General features: G+C 37.4%; 21 protein-coding genes. 2 read left to right on the top strand and 19 right to left on the bottom strand.

Annotated elements, in window-relative coordinates:
• The 8 genes from I2490_RS07170 to I2490_RS07135 form a co-directional block, all read right to left on the bottom strand.
• Nucleotides 1-999, bottom strand: a complete 999-nt coding sequence (locus I2490_RS07170) for a PhoH family protein (RefSeq protein ID WP_206459055.1) — start codon at nt 997-999, stop codon at nt 1-3.
• Nucleotides 980-2,236: a sporulation protein YqfD gene (locus I2490_RS07165; RefSeq protein ID WP_206459054.1), complete on the bottom strand. Its 1,257-nt coding sequence runs from the start codon at nt 2,234-2,236 to the stop codon at nt 980-982. Before I2490_RS07165 ends, I2490_RS07170 begins: the two co-directional genes overlap by 20 nt.
• Nucleotides 2,236-2,487 (bottom strand): YabP/YqfC family sporulation protein, encoded by a 252-nt coding sequence (locus tag I2490_RS07160; protein WP_206459053.1) that lies wholly within the window; start codon nt 2,485-2,487, stop codon nt 2,236-2,238. Before I2490_RS07160 ends, I2490_RS07165 begins: the two co-directional genes overlap by 1 nt.
• A gap of 99 nt (nt 2,488-2,586) precedes the next feature.
• On the bottom strand, nt 2,587-3,033 hold the full coding sequence (locus tag I2490_RS07155) for a GatB/YqeY domain-containing protein (protein ID WP_206459052.1): 447 nt from the start codon (nt 3,031-3,033) through the stop codon (nt 2,587-2,589).
• Nucleotides 3,034-3,052: 19 nt separating this feature from the next.
• Entirely contained in the window at nt 3,053-3,232 is a 180-nt protein-coding gene (rpsU, locus tag I2490_RS07150) for a 30S ribosomal protein S21 (RefSeq protein WP_027399339.1), read from the bottom strand.
• A 157-nt stretch (nt 3,233-3,389) separates the two neighbouring features.
• A complete protein-coding gene (locus tag I2490_RS07145) occupies nt 3,390-3,743 on the bottom strand; it encodes a histidine triad nucleotide-binding protein (RefSeq protein WP_330634594.1) in 354 nt (117 codons plus the stop codon).
• 119 nt (nt 3,744-3,862) lie between these two features.
• The gene (mtaB, locus tag I2490_RS07140) at nt 3,863-5,218 is read right to left on the bottom strand and encodes a tRNA (N(6)-L-threonylcarbamoyladenosine(37)-C(2))-methylthiotransferase MtaB (RefSeq protein WP_209010589.1); all 1,356 of its coding nucleotides are present in this window, start codon (nt 5,216-5,218) and stop codon (nt 3,863-3,865) included.
• Nucleotides 5,219-5,221: 3 nt separating this feature from the next.
• Nucleotides 5,222-5,473, bottom strand: a complete 252-nt coding sequence (locus tag I2490_RS07135) for a hypothetical protein (RefSeq protein WP_206459051.1) — start codon at nt 5,471-5,473, stop codon at nt 5,222-5,224.
• 91 nt (nt 5,474-5,564) lie between these two features.
• Between I2490_RS07135 and I2490_RS07130 the strand changes: the two genes are divergently transcribed.
• Complete coding sequence (locus I2490_RS07130; RefSeq protein WP_245157106.1) at nt 5,565-7,466, top strand: polysaccharide deacetylase family protein; 1,902 nt, start codon at nt 5,565-5,567, stop codon at nt 7,464-7,466.
• A 12-nt stretch (nt 7,467-7,478) separates the two neighbouring features.
• On the opposite strand, the gene I2490_RS07125 is transcribed toward I2490_RS07130, so the two are convergent.
• The 6 genes from I2490_RS07125 to hrcA all read right to left on the bottom strand — a co-directional run bounded on the left by I2490_RS07125 (nt 7,479) and on the right by hrcA (nt 14,174).
• Nucleotides 7,479-8,240 carry an RsmE family RNA methyltransferase gene (locus tag I2490_RS07125; protein WP_206459049.1) on the bottom strand — a complete coding sequence of 254 codons (762 nt, stop codon included), beginning with the start codon at nt 8,238-8,240 and terminating at the stop codon, nt 7,479-7,481.
• Nucleotides 8,241-8,270: 30 nt separating this feature from the next.
• Complete coding sequence (gene prmA, locus I2490_RS07120; RefSeq protein ID WP_206459048.1) at nt 8,271-9,239, bottom strand: 50S ribosomal protein L11 methyltransferase; 969 nt, start codon at nt 9,237-9,239, stop codon at nt 8,271-8,273.
• Between the two features lie 102 nt (nt 9,240-9,341).
• A complete protein-coding gene (dnaJ, locus tag I2490_RS07115) occupies nt 9,342-10,487 on the bottom strand; it encodes a molecular chaperone DnaJ (protein WP_206459047.1) in 1,146 nt (381 codons plus the stop codon).
• A 95-nt stretch (nt 10,488-10,582) separates the two neighbouring features.
• Nucleotides 10,583-12,469, bottom strand: coding sequence for a molecular chaperone DnaK (gene dnaK / locus I2490_RS07110; protein ID WP_206459046.1), 1,887 nt, complete (start codon nt 12,467-12,469; stop codon nt 10,583-10,585).
• An 81-nt stretch (nt 12,470-12,550) separates the two neighbouring features.
• Entirely contained in the window at nt 12,551-13,135 is a 585-nt protein-coding gene (gene grpE, locus I2490_RS07105; protein ID WP_206459045.1) for a nucleotide exchange factor GrpE, read from the bottom strand.
• Entirely contained in the window at nt 13,125-14,174 is a 1,050-nt protein-coding gene (hrcA, locus tag I2490_RS07100) for a heat-inducible transcriptional repressor HrcA (RefSeq protein WP_206459044.1), read from the bottom strand. The genes grpE and hrcA overlap by 11 nt, the downstream gene beginning before the upstream one ends.
• 249 nt (nt 14,175-14,423) lie before the next feature.
• Here hrcA and I2490_RS07095 point away from each other — a divergent pair, with 249 nt between their 5' ends.
• Nucleotides 14,424-15,053 carry a cytidylate kinase-like family protein gene (locus tag I2490_RS07095; protein WP_206459043.1) on the top strand — a complete coding sequence of 210 codons (630 nt, stop codon included), beginning with the start codon at nt 14,424-14,426 and terminating at the stop codon, nt 15,051-15,053.
• Nucleotides 15,054-15,128: 75 nt separating this feature from the next.
• On the opposite strand, the gene I2490_RS07090 is transcribed toward I2490_RS07095, so the two are convergent.
• The 5 genes from I2490_RS07090 to I2490_RS07070 all read right to left on the bottom strand — a co-directional run bounded on the left by I2490_RS07090 (nt 15,129) and on the right by I2490_RS07070 (nt 20,806).
• Nucleotides 15,129-16,172, bottom strand: a complete 1,044-nt coding sequence (locus tag I2490_RS07090; protein ID WP_206459042.1) for an ABC transporter permease — start codon at nt 16,170-16,172, stop codon at nt 15,129-15,131.
• Nucleotides 16,150-17,679: a sugar ABC transporter ATP-binding protein gene (locus I2490_RS07085; RefSeq protein ID WP_206459041.1), complete on the bottom strand. Its 1,530-nt coding sequence runs from the start codon at nt 17,677-17,679 to the stop codon at nt 16,150-16,152. The genes I2490_RS07090 and I2490_RS07085 overlap by 23 nt, the downstream gene beginning before the upstream one ends.
• A 90-nt stretch (nt 17,680-17,769) precedes the next feature.
• Nucleotides 17,770-18,732 (bottom strand): ABC transporter substrate-binding protein, encoded by a 963-nt coding sequence (locus I2490_RS07080; protein WP_206459040.1) that lies wholly within the window; start codon nt 18,730-18,732, stop codon nt 17,770-17,772.
• A gap of 117 nt (nt 18,733-18,849) precedes the next feature.
• Nucleotides 18,850-19,809, bottom strand: coding sequence for an ROK family protein (locus I2490_RS07075; protein WP_206459039.1), 960 nt, complete (start codon nt 19,807-19,809; stop codon nt 18,850-18,852).
• A 16-nt stretch (nt 19,810-19,825) separates the two neighbouring features.
• Entirely contained in the window at nt 19,826-20,806 is a 981-nt protein-coding gene (locus I2490_RS07070) for a Gfo/Idh/MocA family protein (protein ID WP_206459038.1), read from the bottom strand.
• Nucleotide 20,807 lies beyond the last annotated feature (1 nt).

Genomic DNA, 20,807 nt, shown 5'->3' with positions numbered 1-20,807 from the left:
CTAACCCTCATAATCTTTCTCCGGATTTTTTTCCGGATTCTCCTTGGAATAAACATCGTAGGCATTAATGATACGTCTTACCAAAGGATGCCTTACAACATCGGTATCTTTTAAGAAACAAAAATCAATACCTTCAACATTTTTTAATACGTCAATGGCATCCAATAAGCCAGAGCGTTTTCCACGAGGAAGATCGATTTGTGTAGTGTCTCCGGTAACGATCGCTTTAGAGCCGAACCCAAGTCGTGTAAGAAACATTTTCATTTGTTCCTTGGTTGTATTTTGAGCTTCATCTAAAATAATAAAAGAATTATCTAGTGTACGCCCTCTCATATAAGCTAGAGGTACCACCTCAATCGTCTCTCTTTCTTTTAACCGAAGTGTACTGTCTCTTCCCAGTATATCATACAATGCATCATAAAGCGGTCTTAAATACGGATCCACCTTTTCTTGCAAATCACCCGGAAGAAAACCAAGTCTTTCACCTGCTTCTACCGCAGGTCTTGCTAAGATAATCTTTTCTACTTCTTTATTCTTAAATGCATTAATGGCCATGGCGACAGCCATATATGTTTTTCCGGTACCTGCCGGTCCCACTCCAAAAACAATGTCATGCTCTTTCATACTTTTGGCATAAACAGTTTGTCCTAAAGTTTTTGGTTTGATTGGCTTTCCTCTATGTGTAAAGCAAATCGTATCCTTATTTACCTTACTATCCTGATACGAAATACCTTTCTCAAGCAAACTGATAACATAGTTCACTTTTTGTGCATCCAACTTCTCCCCAGATTCTAATATGGAAATCAAGTTTAAAAGAACCTGCTGCGCTTTTGCTGCCTCTTTTCCTCTAAGAATCAGCTCATCCTGACGCTGTACAATGTCTACTTCATAGTTCTCTTGGATAATCTTTAAATTTATATCCAAATTACCAAATAATTCATTGGTATCTTGTTCATGGTCAATTTTTATTTTTAATTCTTCAATTAATAGGTTCTCCAATCGGATTCATTCCTCCCTCCGCTTCTTGCATATTTGGTTCCGGTATCTTCTTTACAATCGGCTTCTCCGACCCAATTTCTTCCAAAGCATGAAGCATTACAGTTACTTCTATTATATTTTCTTTCTCCTCAAACTTCAAACTTTTATTTATAATTTGCGCATTTTCCGGTATTTTTTCTTTTTGATACCTTCTAATTTGTAAATTTGCCATTTCTTTAATTTCTTCATCCGTTCTTTTTTGTCGATATAGTTCAACCTCGGATGTTTTTATAATAGAAAATTGACAAGGGATTGGCCTTATAAACTTTCCAACAGTCTTCTCCTCATAAATCGATGCATCATATGGCCATAACCATTTTGCAGTATTAAACTCGAACGATCCAAACTTAATTGCAAAACCATACAAATGTTTGCCTGTATGTTTTTTTATTAAAGAATATTTATCTTGATAACGATGAAAACGATATAAGATTCGAGCTTTTACTTCTCCGTTTGCATGAACATATCTTATCAATTCCTCTTCCGATCGATCAGCATATGCTTTATCTACAATGAGAAGTTCGCCGCTGATTACAATGTCTCCTTTCTTTACAAATGCTCCTTTTGGGACTTGTACCGTTCCCTCTCTTGCAATCACCTTCTCAATATAACCATCTTTCGACGCAACAACATGAACGGGCGTGTTCGCATCCACAGGTTTTATCTCTTTTGTTCCTTCAACAATCGTGACCTCTGCCATGCTTCCATTATATTTTATCCCAATCCAGCTTATATTATCTAATTTTTGAAACATTTGTGTTTTTACTTCGTTTATATCTATGTTTTTGTTGCATCCTTCATAGAATCCAACTTCCTTTAATGCCTGACGAATGGTAGCTTCTTCAATTCTTTCATATCCTTGCACTCGAATTTCCGAAATAAAACTTGCTTGATAGATTAAAATTAATAAAAATAAAAGAACCCCTACCAGTGTGCTCTTTCTATGCAAAGCTCTCAGAATAAGGGGTTTGTATCCATTTTCTCGCAAAATGGTCACACGATAACGCCGCTTTACGATTGCTAAAAAGGCATCCCAATCTTGATCACGAATCTCCATAGTCATAGAGAGATTGTTCTCAAAACGGATCTTCCGTAATATAATTTTTTTTTGCAAACATTGGGAGAGCAGCTTTTGCTGCTCAAAACCTTCCACCCGAATTACCTTCGTATATGCAAAAAAGCTTCCGTTGCTTCTCATTACTTCTTCTCCCCATAAAATTCAATGGAAGTGAGATTTCCATTCACTAGCATTCGTTCTTCTTCTAACTGCTCTACTATCAATCCCATTCCGTACAGAGCCAAATAGCGACTGCCGCAGTCTACAATAATCTCGTCACTGCCGACCATAACAATTTTTTTTACATTATCAACCACTGCCGTTTTTCCACTAATTAAAATACGCGGCATATGTAGACTAAAATCAAACAATAATTCTTCTTGAAAACTCATAACTGCGGCCTCCTTCCTAGTATCTTATGAAAATAAATAAAAAAAAATAACCTGATGATGTATCAGGTTATTTCTATTTCTTTATGTCATAATGAATTTCTATTTAAGAAAATCCTCAATTTGTTTTTTAACGTCGCCGCCATCGGCTCTTCCTTTGACCTTACCCATAACTGCTCCGATTAATTTACCGAAGTTTTGTCTTCCACCTTCGATGTTTAAATCAGCTGCAGTTTGCTTAATAATCTCAGAAATTTCAGCTTGTGTAAGCTGTGCCGGTAAGTACTCCATTAAAACCTTGATTTCTTTGTTATAAGACTCTACCAAATCCGTTCTTCCCGCTTTTTCAAAATCAGAGAGGGCATCTTTTCTCATTTTTACTTGTTTGGTCAAGATTTCAATGATACCTTGATCGTCAAGTTCTTTTCGGTTATCAACCTCATACTGCTTTACGGCAGCACGAGCTAAATTTATTGTATTTTTTCGAACTTCATCATGAGCCTTCATAGACTCTTTGAAGTCCAGTAATAATTGATCTTTTATAGACATAGTCTACACCTCTTTTGTGCTAGAACTTTTTCGCCTTTTTCCTTGCGGCTTCTGACTTTTTCTTTCTTTTTACACTTGGCTTTTCGTAATGTTCTCTTTTACGCAATTCGGACATTACTCCGTCTCTTGCGCAAGAACGCTTAAATCTCTTTAAAGCGCTTTCCAAGCTTTCGTTTTCTCTTACAACTACTTGTGCCATATATTCATTCCCCTCCCTCCATATTCTGAAATCACATAGATGCTTATCCAAACGGGTCAGTCTATAACATGAATATTATACATTTTTTTATGGAAAGAATCAAGTTTTTTTTAAAGAAAGATTTTAATTCCATAAATGCTTGGATATTGCATGCACATCAACCTGGAGGCCAGGTCATCTTACGTTTACCTAAAAGGTGAAAATGTAAATGCGGTACCGTCTGGAATCCATCTTCTCCACAGTTGCAAACGAGTCGATATCCGTTTTCTAGATTTAAAAGCTTGGCCACATCTTTTACTTTATTAAGCAACCATCCTAACGCTTCCATATCTTCAAATTCAGTGGCATCTAACGATTCAATGTGTTTCTTTGGAATCAATAAAACATGAACCGGTGCTTGAGGCTCTAAATCATGAAATACAGCAATCACATCGTCCTCATATACCATATTTGACGGAATTTCCTTATTTGCAATTTTGCAAAAAATACAATCCGACATATCGTTTTTCATCTCCTATTCCTCACATATTCAATCAAATTCCTAAAAAAGGCATTTGACTATGCTACCTATCATAACACAGTATTAAAAAATGTCAACCTGATAATGTGAACCTGATTTAGTATGGAATCTTACTTTATTGTTCCAAGCATTCCTAACCGATAAGGCTTATCCATAGTTACTCGAGCAAAGGTGTTAGAGATATCTTCTTCACTCTTACAATACACTTCTATAAAATTGTCGCTATGGCCTCTGTAATATCCTGTTTTCGAATCATATTCTTCAAACAATACCATTCTTTCACAGCCACTTAATCGTGTATAGAAATTCTGTGCAGCTGTTTCAGCAATGCGTATCAATTCTTCACTGCGCTTATTTTTTACTTCTGGAGCCAAATGTCCTTTCATTTGTGCAGCCTTCGTCATAGGCCTTTTAGAATATTTAAATACGTGAACCTTACAAAATTCCACTTTTTCAACCATATCTACACTATCTCGAAAGTCCCGTTCCGTTTCACCGGGGAATCCTACAATGATGTCGGTAGAAATTCCAAAACGTGGATCCGCACTTCTCAATTCGTTTACCATTTCAAAATACATTTCTCGGTCATAATTTCGATTCATAGCAGAAAGAACAGCATTGCTGCCGCTTTGCATGGATAAATGAAAATGATGGCAAAGCTTATTATAGTTTAATAAATGCTTTACATACTCTGCATTTACCACCGTTGGCTCCAAAGAACCAAGTCGAATTCGAAAATCACCCGGCAATGCATTCAATGCCCTAACAATCACTTCAATGCCATAAATTTTCCTTTGTTCTCCATTTTCATCCACTATCATTTCTTCATCTTGATAAAATCCTGGCTCCATACCATAAAGTGCCGTATTAATCCCTGTAAGTACAAGTTCCTTAAACCCTTTTTCCAATAAACTTTTCGCTTCCGATAGGATATCTTCTTTTGCTCGACTTCGCACCGCACCTCTGGCATAAGGAATGACACAATAGGAACAGAATCGATTACAGCCTTCCTGAATTTTAATAAACGCTCTTGTTCGAGATTCCATGGAAGTAATGCTTCCTGTTTCCTCATATTCACAAAGTTCCTGATAATCTTTTACATGATAAACCGGAATAATATTTTTTTGAGCCATTGCTTCTTCCACATATAATGGCAGTTTGTTTTTTTCGTTGGTACCGGCTACAATATCTACTCCTGCAATCGCACCAACTTCTTCTGGATTCACTTGTGCATAGCAGCCGATAACAGCCGTGATGCAGTCCGCATTAATGCGTTTTACTCTCCGAATGTATTGGCGTGATTTTCGATCCGCAAGCCCTGTAACCGTACAGGTATTGATAACATACACATCAGCAAATTCAGTATCTTCTACAATCTCATATCCTTTATCTATAAATTTTTCTTTTAACGCCTGTGTTTCGTATTGATTCACTTTACAACCCAGCGTATAAAATGCAATTTTCATAATTTAAGCCTCATTTTCAAGAGATTCTTGTAATGCTCCCATTTCCTCTTCTTCTAATTTAATTTTTTCACAAAGCATTGCAAGTTCCCCGTTTTTAAACGAAGTATAAATAATCTTTCCAATTTCAACTTGATAGTCTTTTATGACGGATTTTTTCTGACTAATTTTTAAATTAATTTTTGCTGTTTCCATCACTTCTTCGGATTTTTTCATAGCACTTCGGCTGAAATCCGTCATTTTATCTAAAAATGCCATATAACTTCCTCCTTTACCTTGTCTATTATACATGAAACCGATTTCTTTTGCATATGTTTTTACATCAAGCATAATACGGGGAGGTAGCGCTTTGCGACAGACAAAAAAACATTTCTTTTTAAAAAAGAGGCTATTGTTGCCGCTTCTTTTTTGTATCCTATTACTATTATGCAGCATATCCATTCTTCCCTTTGGTATTCCTGTATTTGAACCTGCGAAAAAGGAACCAATTAAATGGGTTGAATTCAATGTTCCCTATCGTGTTATGGAAAAGGCAATGGAACTTGATATTCAAACGTATGAAACCGAAACACACATTGATTGGGTCGAAGTTTTATCCTACCTTGCTGCAAAATATGGAGGCAACTTCAAGCGATATAAAGCCTCAGACATGGATGAATTGGTAGCTTTACTAAATGAAGGTGAATATACCCAACATCTTGCTAAAAAAATGAATGCAAACCTTTATCAATATTATTACAAAGCCTATTCTGCAATCTTAGGAGAGTTCCTCGGTGAATATAAAGTTGAGGTTCCAAAAAACAAAGAAGAAAATTCAGATTCGGATGAGCCAAAAGAAATGGTTTGGAAAAAGAAATATGGGCTTAAGGTTTTTTCACCGGTTGCCGCAGGCTATTATTACAGCGATTTTGATGATTTCGGAAATGGCAGAACGTATGGTTATGCACGGCGTCATTTAGGGCACGATTTAATGATAGGTACCGGAACACCAATTATTTGTGTCGAAAGTGGAATTGTAGAAGCCATGGGTTGGAATCAATACGGGGGATGGCGTATTGGAATTCGCAGCTTTGATGGCGTACGTTATTATTATTATGCTCATCTGCAAAAAAATCATCCTTATGCTTCCAATCTTTACATTGGAAAAGCGGTGACTGCAGGAGACGTGATCGGATACTCTGGTCAAACTGGATATAGTCGAAAAGAAAATACAAATAACATCGATACTCCTCATCTACATTACGGATTACAATTGGTTTTTGAGGAATCTAAAAAAGACAGTCCAACTCAAATATGGATTAATCTTTATGATATTACTCGTCTTTTATCAAGACATCGTGCTGATGTAATAAAAGTGGAAGATTCAAAAGAATTTACTAGAAAATATAAATTTTACGAATTGAATTCCGACGAAAATTATAAAGACGAACTTAATCCAAAGCAAAAAGATCAAGCAGCTTTGACGTTAAGTCAATCGAATGTATCAGAAAATCAGATTGCACTCCCTATTATTATGTATCACGGTTTACTGAAAGATCCAGCCTTACAAAATAAATTCGTTATTGACCCTGCGTTGTTTGAATCGGATTTAGAGTATCTTAAGAAGAAGGGATATACCACCATGTTCCTGTCGGATTTAATCCAGTGCGTTAAAAATGGTACCCCCTTTCCGAAAAAACCAATTATCCTTACCTTTGACGATGGGTATTATAACAACTATTTATACGCATTCCCTCTTTTGAAAAAAAATAATATGAAAGCAGTCATCTCCATTATTGGACGTTATACCGATCAATATAGTGAAAAAGACAGCAATCAGCCAAGCTATTCCCACATTACTTGGGATCAGATTAACGAAATGATAGATTCCGGTTGTATAGAAATTCAGAACCATACTTATGATATGCATACCTATAATTCCGGTCGAAAAGGGTCTCTTCGAAAAAATGGAGAATCCATTGAAGCTTACGGAGTCGCCTTGGATACAGATATTGGGTATCTTCAAAAACATATTAAAGAGAAAACAGGTACGAAACCGAATACGTTTACTTATCCGTTTGGGTTTCACAGTAAAAATTCCGAAGAATTTTTAAAAGGCTTAGGCTTTGAAGCTACTTTAACTTGTAGGGAAAAGATTAATTATATTTCAACAAAAAAAAGAAATCCTGATGAATTATATCAGCTCAACCGCATACTGCGAGGGCCGAACCTCTCCAGCGAGGACTTCTTTCAAAAATATGGAATCGAATAAATAAAATAACTGCTATAGCTCTAATTCATACATAACCATAGCAAGGGCTGCTATGCCTGCCGTCTCAGTACGTAAAATAGTTTTTCCAAGCGTTGCACAGCTTGCACCGATTTCTTTAAAGGTGCAAGCTTCTTCATCAGAAAATCCGCCTTCCGGTCCAATGATCAAAGCTATTTTCTTCAAGGATGCATTCTCCTTTTCTTTCTTTGCCTGTTCCTCACGTAATACTTGCTTGATGGTTGTTTTTCCTTCATTTTCATAAAGAAAAAGGACTAAATCATGTTCTTTCATTACTTTCTCAAATAAATCCTTTGAGTTTATAGGCGCTTCAATTTGAGGGATAATTCCCCGCTTACATTGTTTGACTGCTTCATCGGCAATTTTTTGCCATCGAATCAACTTATTTTTAAAGTTACCTTTTTCAGTTACAACAGTTCTTTGCATAAAAACCGGTATGATTCGAGAAATTCCTAGCTCAACCGTTTTTTGAATGATGGTTTCCATTTTTCCTTGCTTTGGAATGCCCTGATATAAGCTTACTTGTATTGTCGGTTCCTTACTAAAATTTTGTTTATCATGGATTTTACCTCGAATACATTCACTGCTGATTTCATTCAGTTCAATTTGGTACTCGTATTCCGCAGAATCTGATACCTCGATAAAACTCCCTTCTCTTAATCGCAGTACCTTAGTAATATGTTTGATGTCATTCGAATCAGTGATTTCAATGAAACCTTCTTTCACAGCACTTTTATCCACAAAAAATCGACTCATAATGTTCTCCTTTTCTTTGATTCAAAAGTTCTACTTACAGCATTTTTTTGCAGCAATTGCACACCAGTCGTCTTCCTCTAAGATTTCAAGAATTTCAAAACCACATTTACGAATGGCACTAGCCACCTGATTTTGTTTTTCAATCAAAATTCCAGAAGAAATATAGATTCCTTTTCCTTTCAAGTGTTTGGAAACATCTTCTGATAACAGCATAACTAAATCAGCCATCAGATTAGCTACAACAATATCTGCCTTCAAATCCAGCCCCTTTGTCAAATCGCCATGAAATACATCTATCTGAGAATCTAGATGATTTAATTTCACATTTTCACGTGCTACGTCAACTGCAATCGGATCAATCTCAACACCTTTGACTGTCTGTACTCCAAGCAAAGCTGCTGCCATAGACAATATCCCAGAACCACAGCCAACATCCAAAACAATGTCATCCGGAGATTCAATGTATTTTTCAAGCAATCGAACGCAAAGTGTCGTAGTAGGATGTGTTCCTGTTCCGAATGCCATCCCCGGATCAATTTCAATCACAAGTTCCGAGGAATTCTCTTTCTCGTAATTTTCCCATGTAGGTTTCACAACAATGCGATTTGTAATATGTGCCGGTTTAAAATAAGCCTTCCAGTTATCTTTCCAGTCTTCATCACAAACTTCTTTAACAGAAAGTTCTAACCTTCCATAATCCATTCCATCTTTTTTTGCCTCTTTTTTCATTTCCTCCAAAGATGTTTTAAACTCCTGTAAAATTTGATTTCCGCTTTCAGAGTACTCAACATAAAATGTAAGATTTGGTTCCACATTGGATATCTCAAGTACACTTTCATCTACATAATCCCATTCATAGGAATTCTTTTTATCTAAGAAATCTTTTAAATCCTCCGGATCCTCCGTAACAAAATCAGTAATTCCCATAGATAGTAAAATTCCACTTACTACTTCCAGTCCCATTTGATTTGTATACAACCTTACTTCTGAATATCTCACTGTGACTCTCTCTTTCTGATATTATTTGATAAAAAGCAGCATTCCCTTCCGACTCTGTAGCTCTACAGACGGACAAAAAATGCTGCTTACTTTTTAAAACTTTCAAGATTTAAATAACTCTTTCATTGTCTCTGAAAAACTTTTTCTTTTTGTATAGCCATCATGGCTTAAAGATTCTCCAAATTCCTCAATAAGCTTCTTTTGCTTAGAATTTAGCTTAGTCGGAACTTCAAGGATTATTTTCACATACAGATCGCCGTACTTTCCGGAACGTAAGCTTTTAATACCCTTTCCTTTTAAACGGAATACGGTATCCGGTTGTGTTCCTGCAGGAATTTTATAAGATACCTTATCCGAAAGAGTCGGAACAGTAATTTCTGCTCCCAAAGCAGCTTGCGTGAAGGTGATTGGCATATCCAACCATAAATCATTACCCTTTCGTTTAAAGAGTTTATGTGGATTAACCGCAATGACCAAATATAAGTCTCCGTTAGGACCTCCGTTAGTTCCGGGCTCTCCTTGGCCTCGAATTGGAATGACACTGTCATTATCAACACCTGCCGGTATATCAACGGAAATGGTAACAGTCTTTCGAATTTTACCGGAACCATTACAAGAATGGCAAGGTTTTTCTACTATCTGCCCGGTTCCGCCACAACGGTCACAAGAATGTGAACTTGCAAATTGTCCAAATGGAGTATTTTGTACGGTACGTACCTGACCAGATCCATTACAGTTTGGACATGTCACTTTAGATGTGCCCTTTTCTGCACCAGTTCCGTTGCACTCCTCACAGGCTACATATTTATTCAGCTGTATCTGTTTCTTTGCACCAAATGCTGCTTCCTCAAAAGTAATATGCATCTGCTTTTGCAAATCCTGCCCTTTTCTTGGCCCATTCCTCCTTGCTTGAGAGAATCCACCACCAAAAGCACCGCCAAACAAATCTCCAAATATATCTTCAAAACCGCCAAAGCCAGAGAAACCACCTGCGCCTCCTCCGCCAAATCCGGCATTTGGATCTACTCCGGCAAACCCAAAGCGATCGTATTTATCCTTCTTTTGAGGGTCGGAAAGTATCCCGTATGCTTCATTTACTTCTTTAAAATTTTCTTCAGCTACTTTATCTCCTGGATTTCGATCTGGGTGAAACTCCATAGCTTTTTTACGAAAAGCGGATTTGATTTCCGCCTCTGTTGCCCCCTTTTTTATTCCAAGGACCTCGTAGTAGTCTCGTTTGTCTGCCATTGTATCATATCCCCCGTTTATTAGTTATAACTTACTTATTTTAAAGGGTAAAGCACTTCTCGTCAAGAGAAGTGCCTCTAAATTTCCTATAAAACTTATTTATTGTCATCCACGACTTCATAATCCGCATCTACAACATTATCTCCGCTTGGGCCTTCTTGTTGTCCACCAGCTGCCGCATTTGGATCAAATCCTGCGCCGCCTGCACCACCTGCTGCGTTCGGATCAAATCCTGCGCCACCAGCTTGTGCCTGCTGATATAGTTTTGTGGAAATGGCATGGAATTCATTCGTTAATGCTTCTGTCTTTGCCTTGATTTCTTCTACATTATTTCCTTCCAATGCCTTTGAAAGCGCTTCTTTTGCTTCAGTAATTTTCGCTTTTTCATCTTCGGAAAGCTTATCACCTAATTCATTAACACTCTTCTCTGTCTCATAAATCAAAGTTTCAGCACGGTTTGTTGATTCAATTTGTTCCTTCTTTTTCTTATCCTCTTCCGCATACTGTTCTGCTTCCTTAACCTTCTGCTTGATTTCATCATCGGAAAGTTTGCTGGAAGAAGAAATTGTAATTCTCTGTTCTTTTCCGGTTCCCATATCCTTTGCACTTACATTCACAATACCATTGGCATCGATGTCAAATGTAACTTCAATTTGAGGAATACCACGAGGTGCTGCCGGAATTCCGGAAAGTTGGAAACGACCTAAAGTGATATTGTCACTTGCCATTTCTCTTTCACCTTGTAATACATGAATATCAACCGCTGTCTGATTGTCTGCTGCAGTAGAGAAAACCTGACTCTTCTTTGTCGGAATGGTTGTATTTCTTTCAATTAACTTCGTAGCCACACCACCTAAGGTTTCAATGGATAAAGAAAGTGGAGTTACGTCAAGTAACAATACATCCTTTACTTCCCCTGTTAAAACACCAGCTTGCACGGAAGCACCAATTGCAACACATTCATCTGGATTGATTCCTTTAAACGGATCTTTTCCGGTCACTTTCTTAACTGCATCCTGTACAGCCGGAATTCTTGTTGAACCACCGACTAAGATAACCTTTTCTAGATCAGACATAGTTACGCCTGCATCTTTCATAGCTTTTTGCATTGGTTCAATCGTTCTATTTACTAAATCTGCAGTAAGCTGATCAAACTTTGCTCTTGTAATGTCCATATTTAAGTGAAGCGGTCCATCTGCGTTTACCGTAATAAATGGAAGATTAATGTTTGTAGTTTGAGAAGAAGACAATTCCTTCTTCGCTTTTTCAGCTGCTTCTTTTAATCTTTGTAATGCCATTTTATCTTTTCTTAAATCAATGCCATTTTCTTTTGCAAAGCTGTCTGCAATGAAATTCATAACAGCGTTGTCAAAATCATCTCCACCTAATTTTGTATCACCGTTTGTTGCCAATACTTCAAATACACCGTCTCCCAATTCCAAAATGGATACGTCAAAAGTACCGCCGCCCAAGTCATATACCAATACCTTATGGTGATTTGTGTCCTTATCCAAACCGTAAGCAAGTGCTGCTGCAGTCGGTTCGTTAATGATTCTCTTAACATCCAAACCTGCAATTTTACCTGCATCCTTTGTTGCCTGTTTCTGGCTGTCTGTAAAATATGCCGGAACCGTAATAACAACTTCCGTTATTTTTTCTCCTAAATAACTTTCTGCATCTGTTTTTAATTTCGATAAAATCATTGCAGAAATATCTTGTGGAGTATATGCCTTTCCGTCAATTTCTACCTTATGTTCGGTACCCATGTGTCTTTTGATAGATGCAATGGTTCTATCCGGATTTGTGATTGCCTGTCTTTTTGCAGTTTCACCAACCAAACGCTCTCCATTTTTTGCAAAACCAACTACCGATGGTGTCGTTCTATTCCCTTCTGCGTTTGCAATAACGGTAGGTTCTCCACCTTCTAATACTGCTACACATGAATTTGTTGTACCTAAGTCTATACCGATTACTTTACCCATAATATACATCTCCTTTTTTCTTCACATTTTTTCGTTACTATACTTACCTATTTCACTATTTTTTACAATTCTAGCTGATTTTTATTCTGCGACTTTGACCATGGATGGCCGAATTACTTTTCCATTTAATAAATACCCCTTTTGTAAAACTGCCGTCACTTTACCACTTTCATATTCAACGGAATTCTCAGTCATCACCGCATGATGATAATTTGGATCAAATTCTTCGCCAGCCGCTTTAATCTCTTCTACATTACTTTTTTCAAGTACCCCCTTAAATTGTTTGAAAATCATTGCCATACCTTCTAGCATTTTGGGATCCTTACAATCCTGCTTGTGTGCTATGGCTCTTTCAAAATTATCTATTACATCAAGCAATTCTGTCACGATTTTCTCGTTGGCATATGCATAAATGTCACTTTTTTCTTTTTCCACTCTTCGTTTATAATTCTGAAAATCAGCAGCCAATCTCAAGTAGCGAGTTTGGAGGTCTTCTTCCTCTTTAGAAATTTCTTTTTCTTTATTCTCAGCCGCAGACTCTTCCTTCTGATTTTCCTCAGGAGTTGTTTCTTCTGCAACCGCCTCCTTCACTTCATCTTTATTAATTTCTATATCCTCTTCTTTTTTTGAATCCTGAACTTGTGGTTCTTCATGATTATTTTTCATCCTCATCTTCTCCTCCCTCTAATTGAAATGCTCTGCTAATATTTTCTGTCATATATTTTATTACAGACGTTACTTCATCGTATTTCATTCTTGTTGGTCCGATGACACCCAATTTGCCTATCAACTTACCGTTTATTCGATAATCGGCAGTGATTAAACTGCAATCATTCATAATTGCATCTCTGTTTTCATCACCGATGGTAATGACAACTCCATTATCACGATTTACAAGCACTTCAGTGAAATGCTGCTTCTGATGAAGCATTTGTAAAAATACTTTTGCTTTTTCGATGTCATTGTATTCCGGTATAGAAAAAATGTTGGTCAATCCTTCTAAGTAAAGATCTACATTAAGCATGTTTTCCAAAGTTGTTAAAAAATTTGGCATAATGCTTTCCGCTAATCTCGAAAGAGCCTTTAAATCTGTTTCCAGTGATTTTATAATATCTAAGGTGAGAATATCACTTAACGCTCTTCCTTTGTAATTATGCGTCATTACCTTTGACAACAATACTAAATTTTCTTCAGTATAAGGCACTTTAATCTTCAATGCCGTATTTGAAACTTTACCATCTTCCGCAACAATCATCAAAACCACTGTAGATTCATCAACAGGCAAAAGGTTGATATATTTCAGTTTATTTTCATCCTGTTTCGGACTAATTGCAAAAGAAGTTAAGTTTGTCAATTCTGATAATAAAGCTGCCGCATGTTCAATCGTACGATCAAGCTCCGTAATGTTTGCCGCTAATTTTTGTGAAATAACGCGTTTTTCATCTTCCGGAAGTTCATAGCACTTCATCAGTTGATTCACATATAGTCGATATGCCTTCGCGGACGGAACTCGACCAGCCGAAGTATGCGGATGTGTTAAATAACCCATTTCCTCTAAGTCAGACATTTCATTACGAATGGTAGCCGGACTAATTCCCATATTGTATTTCTTTGAAAGCGTACGGGAACCTATCGGTTCTGCAGAGTGAATAAAATCTCCAACGATGGCTTGCAATATTTTCAATTTTCTTTCGTTTAAATCCATTTTACTCACCGCTTTTCAAATAAAATTTTTTAATTTGTTAGCACTCTATTTGAGTGAGTGCTAACTACAATCTAAATTTACCATTGACGTATTATATTGTCAATAGATTTCCAAAATATTTTTTTATTTTTTTATTCTTTCCCTCGGCTAAATTAACTTTATGTTATAATAAAACTTATATTAATATTATTATTAATGCTTCTTACGATTTTTATAAGTTTACTAAGGAAAAAACAGGAGATGATTAGTATGAATGATAAAATTATCATCACCATTGCTCGTGAATACGGCAGTGGAGGTCGAGAAATCGGAAAACAATTAGCGGAAAATCTAAACATTCCATTTTATGATAAAGAATTAATTACTCGTGCCGCTGAAGAAAATGGTATCGATCCGGATCTTTTTGAAAATGCAGATGAAAAGCCCTCCAATCCATTTTGGACATCCTTGGCTTTCAACATTGGTACTTTTGGCAGCCATAGTCCAACTATGAATGATTTGCCTATGAACGACCGTTTGTTTTTACTCCAATCCAAAACGATCCATAAAATCGCTCAAGAAGGTTCTTGCGTTATCGTCGGAAGATGTGGCGATTATATACTAGAGAACGAACCAAATGCCGTTCATTTATTTATTCATGCCAATTCGGAAGACAAATTAAAGCGCGTCATCCATTCTTATGGAATTCCTGCCGAAGGCGCCCAAGAATTTATGAAAAAAACAGACCGACGCAGAGCCGCTTACTATGACTACTACGTAGGAGAAAAATGGGGACAAATGGAACATTATGATCTTTCCATAAATAGCAGTACCCTAGGCATCAAATCAACGGTTGATCTTATTCTAGAATTTATCAAAATAAAAAAATCATTAAAATAATAAGAAAGAGGTAAAATCCGAAAAATTTTACCTCTTTTTTTTATTTATACTATGTAAAAACCATCGTTTATTTAATTATTCTTCTTCCTTTCGCTGAAGTAATACTGCAGCAATTACGATTGCACCCTTGAAGGCCTCTCTAAGGAACGGTGGTACACCTAATAAATTCAATAAATTATTCATTACTGCAATGATGAGCATACCTAAAACGGTTCCACCTATGGAACCTCTGCCTCCAGACATGCTGGTGCCTCCGACAATAACAGCCGCAATGGCATCTAGTTCATAGCCGCTTCCAGCATTTGCATAATCCATAGAACCAATACGTGCCACTTGAATGACAGCTGCAATTCCTACCAATAGTCCCATTAAAGCGTACACTTGCCGTTTTACCTTATTTACATTAACACCAGAAAGACGTGTCGTACGCTCATTTGAACCAATGGCAAATACATATCGTCCAAATGTAGTTCTTTTTGAAATAACATATAAGATAGCTGCAATCAAAATCCAATAAATAATTGGCATAACTAATTGACCGCCAATTCGAAAACTGGCAATTTGTAAAAAGGGTCTTGGTACTGTCGGGGTATATCCTTGCATAAAGTGCTGGGTTACACTACGAATAATCTTCATTGTTCCTAAAGTTGCAATAAACGGAGGTATTTTCCCCTTCGTTATGAAAAGACCAGTAATCTCTCCCAGCCCAACTCCAAAAAGTAGACCGCAAAGAATACCAATAACATATGCCGGAACGCCTGTTATTCCCATATTTAATAAAATTCCTTTTGGTCCCGAATCTATCATTACCATCATGACAGCTCCAATACCAACGAGAGTGGAGCCTACAGCCAAATCGATTCCTCCTGAAATAATAACAAAGGTCATTCCCAAAGCAATAATGCCAATACCTGCATTGTTTCGAAGGATATTCAACCAATTTTGAAACCAAGCCATGAACCAAGCTCCAAAAGAAGGATAATCAAAACCCAAGGCCAAAGTTTGTAATAATACCATAATTAAAAGTGCAATTCCGGTGCTAAAAATTGGTTGCGTCATCCAAAGATGCTTCATTTGCAACAATACGCTTTTTTTATCATTCTTCGCTGCGTCGTTCATCGTCTTTGCCTCCTGTTTCATTTAAACTACCCCCTGTTGCCAAACGCATAATGTCTTGTTCATTCATTTGCTGACCCACTAGTTCACCCATTATTTGTCCATGATACATAACTAAGGCTCTGTCACAAGTACGAATGATTTCATGTGCTTCACTGGAAAGAACAATAATTGCTATACCCAAATCTGCTAACTTTAGAATAATATCATAAATTTCTTCCTTGGCCCCAACATCGACTCCTTGTGTTGGATTATCTAAAATTAATACTTTTGGGTTCGCACTTAACCATTTTGCCAGTACTATTTTTTGTTGATTCCCTCCGGAAAGACTTCCGATTAAATCAGTAGCCTTACCCATTTTTATTTTCAGCCTATCTACCTGGGCATAGAATTCTTCATTTTGTCGTATATGATCAATTAAACCAAGCTTTAATAATTTCGGCCAAGTGACAATGGAACCATTTTCTATTATATTCATATCTTTAATAATACCATTTTCCTTACGATTCCTCGGCACATAGCCAATCCCTAACTTTAAAGCCTGCATCGTGCTTGTAATCTTAACCGGCTTTTCTTCAATGAAAATATTGCCGCTGTATTTTTTATGTGAAAAACCAAATATCGTATGGAACAGTTCACTTCTCCCATCCCCAAGAAGTCCGGTTATTCCAAGTACCTCTCCTTGCTTTACGGAAAAAGAAATATCCCGAAATTGCGCATTGCTTTCTAAAGACTCTACACGCAAAACAACGTTTCCGGTGCTTCGATCATGCTGCAATGCTTCCGTACGTACATCATGGCCTACCATATACTTAGCCAATTCATCTATCGTAACGTCTTTTACATCTCCCAAAGCTACCATATTGCCATCTCGCAACACCGTATATCTCGTACAAACCTGCATTACTTCCTTTAATTTATGAGAAATAAATACGATTCCAACATTTTGTTTTTGTAAATTTCTCATCATTTCAAAAACACGATCAATTTCCGGATCGGTTAATGATGTAGTTGGTTCGTCCATAATTATGATTGAAGCGTTCATCATAAGTGCTCGCGCAATCTCTACAATTTGTTTGTAAGAAGCATCCAAATCTCTTACCATTGTTTTCGGATTTAAATCAATGTCCATTCGCTTAAATACTTCTTGCGTCTCTTTGCACATTTGTTCAATGTCCAGAAAACCTCTTCTGGTTTTTAACTCACGCCCAATAAACATATTTTCGTAAATCATTAAATCATTTACTAAATTTAACTCTTGGTGAATAAAACCAATTCCTGCATGAATTGAATCTGCAGGTTTCAAAAAATGTACTTTCTCTCCATCAATAATAATATCACCGGAATCATTTGGGAGAACGCCGCCTAAAATATTCATGAGCGTCGATTTCCCTGCACCATTTTCTCCTAAAAGCGCACATATCTCACCGCCTTGCAATGAGAAATCCACATTTTTGAGAACCAAATTGGTGCCGAAAGCCTTAACTATATTGCGCATTTCTAGCTTCATGAAGTCACATCCTTTAAGTAAAAGGCTATGGCGAAATTGGCCATAGCCTTAAAATCAATATGAAATTTACTTGGTATTCTCCAAATTTTATTAATATGGAGAATTTTCATCCAAAAATTCTGTATAGTTATCTCTATCAACAATCGTTGTAGGAATAATCTTTACTGCTTCTACTTCTTTACCATTCAATACATCCAATGCCATATCAACTGCATCTCGAACCATAGCTGGGCTGTAAAGTGCAGATTCAATCCAAATATCTTCGTTTTCCGGCATCATTTTGAAATATTCCTGACATCCGCCACCACCAGTAACAACCTTAATATCGGTACGTCCAGCTTCTTTGATTGCCTGCAATACACCTATGGAAGTTTCATCATCCATAGAGTAAACAGCATCAATCTGCTTATTCGCAGTTAAAATATCAGCAAAGTCCTTTAATCCATCTTCACGAGTGAACTTCGTTGCATATGTAACTGTCTTCATATTAGGAGCAATCTGAGCTAACGTTTCTACAAATCCTTCTTCACGCAGCTGAGAAACAGAACCAGCAGAAGGAACATTTAGAATTGCAACCGTACCTTCTGTTCCAACTTTATCAACGATGTAATTAGCACCCTGAACGCCCATATCCTTGTTGTCGCCAGATACACGATATACACCATCTGCAGCAATTTCGATATCAAAGTTCACAACGGTAACACCACTGTCAAGTGCGTTTTGAATTGGAACTTCCATACCTTCCCACTGTGGAAATGCTACAATTGCTTCTGCACCCCAAGTCATCAAATCGTCAAGCTGAGTTGTCATTTCTTCTGCAGTGCTGCTGGTGTATAACTTGTATTCCCCCTGATCACTTAACTCTTTGCAACGTTGTTCTGCATTATAAGCCACTGCTGCAACCCATCCATGAGTAACCGCTGGTGCTAAAATACCAATCTTATGCATATCAGCCGCACCAGAATCCCCATTGTTCGCATCGTTTCCACAACCTACTAACATTGTACCGCATACCAGTACAATCACCAAAACGACACTCAATAATTTCTTCATCTTGTCTCCTCCTCTTAATCAGCTATATTTACCTTGATTTTCCATCAAAGTTAAGCTAATTATATCACAACATCTTTTCCATATTCAATGGTTTTAACCCATTTGAGGAAAATTCTGTTATTTAGATTGTTCTGCATTCCATTTCAGCATGGCTGCCCCCAAAATTCCAGCATCATTTCCCAATTTTGCAGGAACTACTTGATTTTTTCCTTTAAAAAAGGATTTTTCATTTACCATCTTTCGTAAAGGACGATATAAAAAATCACCAGCAAGGCTTACGCCGCCACCTAAGGCAATCACTTCAGGACCCAGTAAAACACAAATGGATACAATGGCAGAGCTTAGATAACCCAAATACAAATGGAATATATCCTTGGCAATATAATCTCCTGCCTTAGCGCAATCAACCACCAATTTTGCGGTCACTCGTTTCATATCTCCATTTGCACGCTTATGAATCATACTAAGCGGGTGCTCAATGACTGCTTTTCTTCCCTGTCGAACCAACCATGTTGCAGCACAATAGGATTCTACACAGCCACGATTTCCACAGGAGCAACGTTCGCCCCCTTCTTGTAGAACCATATGGCCCAATTCAACACCATGTCCGGTTCCTCCATTAAACATTTTGCCATCTAAAATCAATCCGCCTCCAACACCGGTACCAAGCGTCATCAATACCGCCGTTTTGGATCCAACAAACGCACCACAATGCAATTCTGCCAAAGCAGCCACATTAGCATCATTTCCTAAAAACACTGGTATTCCGGGGAAACGTTCTTCCATGACTTGCTTCATAGGAACATTATGAAAATGGAGATTGTAAGCATCTAATATTATTTTGCATTCCGGATCCAGACTTCCGGGAATTGCTATGCCTATAGACTGAAATTCCGACACAGTAACGTTCAATTCTTCTGCCATCTCCCGGACAAGCTCTTCCATGATATCCGCTACCTTTTCATATTTTTCTCCGGTTGGAAAAGGTTCTCTGCGGCTTGCAACAATTTCCATCTTTTCATTGACAACGCCAACCTTAATATTGGTACCACCGATGTCAAAACCCACTTGCAGCATTCCCTTTTCTCCCTTCTTACATAGCTTGCCCGTTCGTTATTTCTTCTAATATCTCAACGACTGTCAATAACTGTTCCTCTGTAATGCAATCCGATGATTTACCCTTTTCTATACATTCAACAAAATGGGAAAGCTCTGATAAATAAATCCCTGTTGGCGGCACATTGATTCCAGTTGGAATTTTTATCTTATCTTCCGTATCAAAGACATATGGATCTTTATCGAACTGGTAAGCAATCACTTGCGCTCCATCGTTGATGACGACTGCCTCTTCAAAATAAACACGCCATCTTGCAGTAAATGGAATTTCTGCATTAAACCAAGCTGCTTCTGCTGCTACATTCAGTTTTCCAAATTTATATAAAAAGCGGTATTGTTCCTGATAATTCAGTCCCTCTCTGCTACAGCTGGTTACCTCATAGCTGTCAGGCTTTCCAAATAAGCTGACAATCACATCCAAATCATGAATGTGTAAATCAAAAGGCAAATGTCCGCTTTTCTCTTTGTCAAAGAGCCAACCTCCCTGTGCCCATCGAGGACAGGCAGACAATCGTTCAAAATAGGCATCCAGTACCTTCCCATATCGATTACTTCTTACAAGTTCCCGAAGCACTTGTACTTCTTTTGTAAACTGAAGTACCTGCCCTACAAAGAGAAAGACACCTTTTTCTCTTGCTAAGGCAAACATTTCCTCTGCATCCTTACGGCATAAAGCAATTGGTTTTTCCGTGATTGTATGCTTCCCATAGTTTAAGCTCTCCATAACATGCTGCTTGTGTAAAAATGTAGGAGTACAAATATCGACTAGGTCAATTTCCTCCTGATCCAACATAGAAGAAATGTCATCATACAAAGGCAATCCCCATTCTTCTGCTCTCTCCTTATCTTGCTTTGATTTTCCGACTACAGCTGTCACACAACAACCATCGATATATGCGTAATTGCTATGATGAACAGTGCCCATTCCTCCTGCACCTACAATTCCAATTTTAACCATA

This window comes from Anaerovorax sp. IOR16, assembly GCF_017168145.1.
Classification (GTDB): Bacteria; Bacillota; Clostridia; order Peptostreptococcales; family Anaerovoracaceae; genus IOR16.
This window is presented reverse-complemented; position numbering and strand designations above follow the sequence as displayed.

Coding starts and splice junctions, on each gene's coding strand:
- I2490_RS07165 (WP_206459054.1), bottom strand. CDS start 2,236: ATGAGAAGCAACGGAAGCTTTTTTGCATATACGAAGGTAATTCGGGTG.
- I2490_RS07160 (WP_206459053.1), bottom strand. CDS start 2,487: ATGAGTTTTCAAGAAGAATTATTGTTTGATTTTAGTCTACATATGCCG.
- I2490_RS07155 (WP_206459052.1), bottom strand. CDS start 3,033: ATGTCTATAAAAGATCAATTATTACTGGACTTCAAAGAGTCTATGAAG.
- rpsU (WP_027399339.1), bottom strand. CDS start 3,232: ATGGCACAAGTAGTTGTAAGAGAAAACGAAAGCTTGGAAAGCGCTTTA.
- I2490_RS07145 (WP_330634594.1), bottom strand. CDS start 3,743: ATGAAAAACGATATGTCGGATTGTATTTTTTGCAAAATTGCAAATAAG.
- mtaB (WP_209010589.1), bottom strand. CDS start 5,218: ATGAAAATTGCATTTTATACGCTGGGTTGTAAAGTGAATCAATACGAA.
- I2490_RS07135 (WP_206459051.1), bottom strand. CDS start 5,473: ATGGCATTTTTAGATAAAATGACGGATTTCAGCCGAAGTGCTATGAAA.
- I2490_RS07125 (WP_206459049.1), bottom strand. CDS start 8,240: ATGAGTCGATTTTTTGTGGATAAAAGTGCTGTGAAAGAAGGTTTCATT.
- dnaJ (WP_206459047.1), bottom strand. CDS start 10,487: ATGGCAGACAAACGAGACTACTACGAGGTCCTTGGAATAAAAAAGGGG.
- dnaK (WP_206459046.1), bottom strand. CDS start 12,469: ATGGGTAAAGTAATCGGTATAGACTTAGGTACAACAAATTCATGTGTA.
- grpE (WP_206459045.1), bottom strand. CDS start 13,135: ATGAAAAATAATCATGAAGAACCACAAGTTCAGGATTCAAAAAAAGAA.
- hrcA (WP_206459044.1), bottom strand. CDS start 14,174: ATGGATTTAAACGAAAGAAAATTGAAAATATTGCAAGCCATCGTTGGA.
- I2490_RS07095 (WP_206459043.1), top strand. CDS start 14,424: ATGAATGATAAAATTATCATCACCATTGCTCGTGAATACGGCAGTGGA.
- I2490_RS07090 (WP_206459042.1), bottom strand. CDS start 16,172: ATGAACGACGCAGCGAAGAATGATAAAAAAAGCGTATTGTTGCAAATG.
- I2490_RS07085 (WP_206459041.1), bottom strand. CDS start 17,679: ATGAAGCTAGAAATGCGCAATATAGTTAAGGCTTTCGGCACCAATTTG.
- I2490_RS07080 (WP_206459040.1), bottom strand. CDS start 18,732: ATGAAGAAATTATTGAGTGTCGTTTTGGTGATTGTACTGGTATGCGGT.
- I2490_RS07075 (WP_206459039.1), bottom strand. CDS start 19,809: ATGCTGCAAGTGGGTTTTGACATCGGTGGTACCAATATTAAGGTTGGC.
- I2490_RS07070 (WP_206459038.1), bottom strand. CDS start 20,806: ATGGTTAAAATTGGAATTGTAGGTGCAGGAGGAATGGGCACTGTTCAT.